The organism is Polaromonas sp. P1_G4, assembly GCF_056405475.1.
In genome coordinates, this window is sequence record NZ_JBFUCA010000388.1 from 1 (window position 1) to 4,097 (window position 4,097).

3 protein-coding genes are annotated in these 4,097 nt (G+C 63.2%); 1 reads left to right on the forward strand and 2 read right to left on the reverse strand.

The window, feature by feature from the left end:
- Positions 1 to 2,378, forward strand: a 2,378-nt coding sequence (locus AC1D1X_RS17145; protein ID WP_477698728.1) for a cellulase family glycosylhydrolase, incomplete at its 5' end; no start/stop codon positions are given.
- A gap of 21 nt (positions 2,379 to 2,399) precedes the next feature.
- Here the strand turns inward: AC1D1X_RS17145 and AC1D1X_RS17150 are convergent.
- Together AC1D1X_RS17150 and AC1D1X_RS17155 are read right to left on the reverse strand one after the other, a co-directional pair.
- The gene (locus AC1D1X_RS17150; RefSeq protein ID WP_477698729.1) at positions 2,400 to 3,359 is read right to left on the reverse strand and encodes a tripartite tricarboxylate transporter substrate binding protein; all 960 of its coding nucleotides are present in this window, start codon (positions 3,357 to 3,359) and stop codon (positions 2,400 to 2,402) included.
- 48 nt (positions 3,360 to 3,407) lie between these two features.
- A partial coding sequence (locus AC1D1X_RS17155) for a M20/M25/M40 family metallo-hydrolase (RefSeq protein WP_477698730.1) occupies positions 3,408 to 4,097 on the reverse strand: 690 nt, incomplete at its 5' end.

The window sequence follows — 4,097 nt, forward strand, 5'->3', positions numbered from 1 at the left end:
CCTTTGGGCCTTTCATGACGGCCCGGCTTGCCCAGGCCGCAGCGCCTCTTGCTGCGGCCGGCTCGCCAGCGATGGGGACCAATCTCTCCGGCATGGAATGGGCAAAAACCGGCTTGCGGCGCAACACGAGTTCTGCAACCAACATCCATTTCACCGTGCCGCGCAAGGCCGACGTGGATTATCTCGCCGCCTGCGGCTTCACCAAAAACAGGCTGCCCATTCAATGGGAGCTGCTGCAGCCCATGCTGCATGACACAGTGGCCAACGCTGCGGCCAAAGCGGCGATCGGCAATCCGGGTGTTTTCCACGCTGCGTATGAAGCCTATATCACCGGTGTGCTGGATGCCCATGCGGCGGCGGGTATGAAGTGCATCATCGACAACCATAACTACGGGCGCTACCAGGATTTCAAATTTCAGGCCGACGGATCCGTACTTGGCCTGACCGTGCCGTCCGACCCGCTGCTGCGGCCCTACACCACCGATGCAAGCCAGGTGCAGGTGAGGATTTTTTCGCTGACCGCAGGCGCCACGCTCAAGCAGTCCCAGTTTGCGGATTTCTGGGCGCGTGCCGCCACGAAGTGGAAGAGCCACCCCGGCTTCGGCGGCTATGGCCTCATGAACGAACCGCACGACCTGCCCAAGCCGGGTGGCCTTATCGCCTCGGATGAAGAAACCGTGAAGGGTGGTGAAGACCTGGCGATCATGGCGGCTTATTCGCAGGCTGCCATCAATGCGATCCGGGCCATAGACCCCATCAACCCCATTTATGTGGGCGGCAACCAGTACAGCGCGGCCATATCGCTGGGCACCAAGAACCCGGGCTTTCCGGTCACGGGCGCCAATCTTGTGTATGAAGTCCACGTCTACCTTGATGCCTTCGGCAACGGTGCCTCTTTCGATTACGACACGGAAGTCGCCAAGAACTACAGCGCGGGTTTTGGTGTTGGCCCCATCAAGGCTTCCACGGGCATGGACCGCCTGAAGATTGCGGCCGACTGGGTACAGGCCCGGGGTGCGAAGCTGGCGCTCACCGAGATCGGCATGCCGATTGACGACACGCGCTGGCAAACCATGTTTGCCCAGGCCATCAACTATGCGCGCCAGGTCAACTGCGAGGTCTATAGCTGGATGGGCGGCAACCACTGGCCCATCCACAACTACGCCATCAACCATGTGCCGGGCTGGCACCAGAACCGCACGCTCGAGCCGCTGGTCTCGGGGCCGATGAAGGCTGCGGTGGGTATTGTGCAGGCCACCGTGTACGACGACGGTCCTGGCTATTCACCCGCCGGCGCGCCGCTGACGTTCACGGTTTATGCCCGCGGCAATCTGGCACAACCCGTGACGTTGACCGTGGCCTCCAACAACGGAGGCACGCTGAGCAAGTCCAGCCTTGTCATTCCTGCGGGGGCCAACGGCCAGGACACCTTTACCTTCACGCCGGCAGCCAATCGGGTGGCTACGCTGACCTATACCAGCGGCGGCCAGCTGTCGGGCCAGGTGCCGCCGCCGCGCAAGGTGTTCTCGCTGACCGATCCGGTGGCCTACGCTGCTACCAGCCTGGCCGATGCCGCGCTGGCCATCATCGCGAAATACAACGCCTGCAAATGGGACATGACCCACGGCTACACCGACTACCTGCTGGGTGCGCCCGCCGCGGCCGGGCAGGCGGTACGCGCGGTGTCGGATTCGGGCTACGGCTCCAGTGCCGGCAATGCCATGGAGATGATCAACTGGATCAACAGGGACGGCCCCAACATGGGCACGATGGCGCCGCCGGTGATGCGCGTCAATGCCGGGGGCAAAAAATATTCGGACCACAGTGTTTACGACACGGCGGGCTTCTGGTGCAAAAAATCAGTGCCGATGGCCGGCATCCAGCCCAATCCGAAAAACCGCGTGCCCTACAACATTGAAGATCCCCATTTCGCCCTTGCCGCGGTCAGTGTTCCGGGGGCAATCAATACCGGCGTGGTTTTCCAGGCCTCAAAGACCGAGACGCTCTACACCTCGGACCTGGGTTTCACCAACAGCCAGCCGTATGCCAAATGGGTGGACTCGGCGGGGCAGACCGTGCAGCTGACCAGCGCCACGAAACTCCCAGCGGGTGTGCCTGCCGTGATGGCGCTCACCTCTGCACCCGGTGCGCAGAGGCTGCGTATCAATTCGGTGCAGGCGGGCACCGCCAGTGCCACGCTGGCGCCGGGTGTGTGCAGCCAGATGCTGATCGGCTGGGGTTATCTCAGCTACTATCCGCGCGGCAGTTTCAGGGGACACATTTACGCCGTCATCGCGGGCAAAGGCGCCCCCACCGTGCCCGAGCTGGCCGTGCTGGAAAAATACCTGGCCTCCGTGGCCGGCGTCACGCTGCCATAGGCCGGCGGCGAAGTGCTGGCGCTATTCGACCTYGGCACCCGAGGCCTTCACGACCTCGGCCATGCGCTTGTAGTCCACTGCCAGCAGCTTGGCAAAGTCGGCGTTGCTCAGGGCCAGGGGCTCGATGCCCTGCTTGTCCAGGCGCTCAAGGATGACGGGGTCCTTGAGCAGTTTCGCGATGGCCGCGTTGACACGGTTGACGTCGGCTGCGGGTGTGCCGGCAGGGCCCAGCAGGCCAAACCACGAGTCAAACTGGTAGCCCGGCAAGCCGCTTTCGGCGATGGTGGGGACTTCGGGCAGGTATCTGGAACGCTTGGGTGAGGTCACGCCGATCAACCGGATGYGGCTGTCCTTGGCGAAAGCCAGCGCACCAATGCTGGCGGCAATCACGGCCTGTGCACGGCCCGAGATCACTTCATTGATGGCTTCGCCCGTGGCTTTGAGCGGCACATGCACCACGTCGATGCCGGCCAGGCCGTTGAAATACGCCATGGAAAGATGCGTGGCGCTGCCAACGCCTGCCGTCGCGTAGTTCATCTTGCCCGGGTTGGCCTTGGCGTAGCGGATGTATTCGGCCGCGGTTTTGGCGGGCACCTCGGGGTGGATCATCAGCACGTAGTCGGCCGTGCCGATATGCGCCATGGGCGTAAAGTCTTTTTGCGGGTCGTAGGCGAGTTTGGTGTAGAGCGTACCGGCGATGTTGTGGCTGGCGGCCGCCAGCACCATCGCACCGCTGTCGGGCGGGGACTTGGCGACATAACCCGTGCCCACGGTGCCGCCCGCGCCGGGACGGTTTTCCACAATCACGGTTTGGCCCAGTGCAAGGCCGAGCTCGGTGGAGATGGACCGGGCCAGGATGTCCTGCACGCCGCCCGGTGCAAAAGGCACCACGATGCGCGCGATTTTGGGGTTGGCCTGCGCCAGTGCGCTGCCTGCGGTCAGTGCCAGGCTGGTGCCCAGGAAATCTCTGCGTTGCATCATGTGTTCTTTCGGGTGAGGTAGGGGTGCAGTGGTCAGTTCAGGACGGGCTCACGACGGATTTATGCAGAGCTCGTCGGCCAGGCGGCGCATGAAGCGCTCGCACCAGGCCAGTTGCTCCAGCGTGATCCATTCGTTCGGCTGGTGTGCCTGCGCGATATGGCCGGGGCCGCACACGATGGTCGGCACACCGGCCTGGTGGAACAACGCAGCTTCCGTGCCAAAGGAAACCTTGCCGGCGCCCGAGTTGGCATCTACATCCGCGCACCTGAAGCACAACTGGGCGATTTCGCTGTCGGCTTCCGTCGCAAAACCGGGCAGCACCGARTTGAGYTTGTGSGTGATGCCGGTGTCRGCCGCCACCKCCTGCATGGCCGGCACCAGGCTGTCGGCAAAAGCYYTGGCTTCGTTGAACAGTGCATCGGGCGAATTCATGTGATGGTGGCGGATCTCCCAGGTCACATCGCAGTCGCGCGGGATGATGTTGAGCGCGGTGCCGCCGGCAATCACCCCGGTGTGGATGGTGGTATGCGGCACGTCGTAGATCGGGTCAAACGGGCCTTCCTTGACCAGTCGCCTGTGCATGGTCTTGAGGTGGGCCACAAATTCGCAGGCGATCTCCACCGCGTTCACGCCCAGCGGCGTGAGCGATGAATGCGCTTCAAAACCGCGCACCGACGTCTTGTAGGCATGCTTGCCCTTGTGCGCAATCACCACCTGCATGCCGGTGGGTTCGCCCAC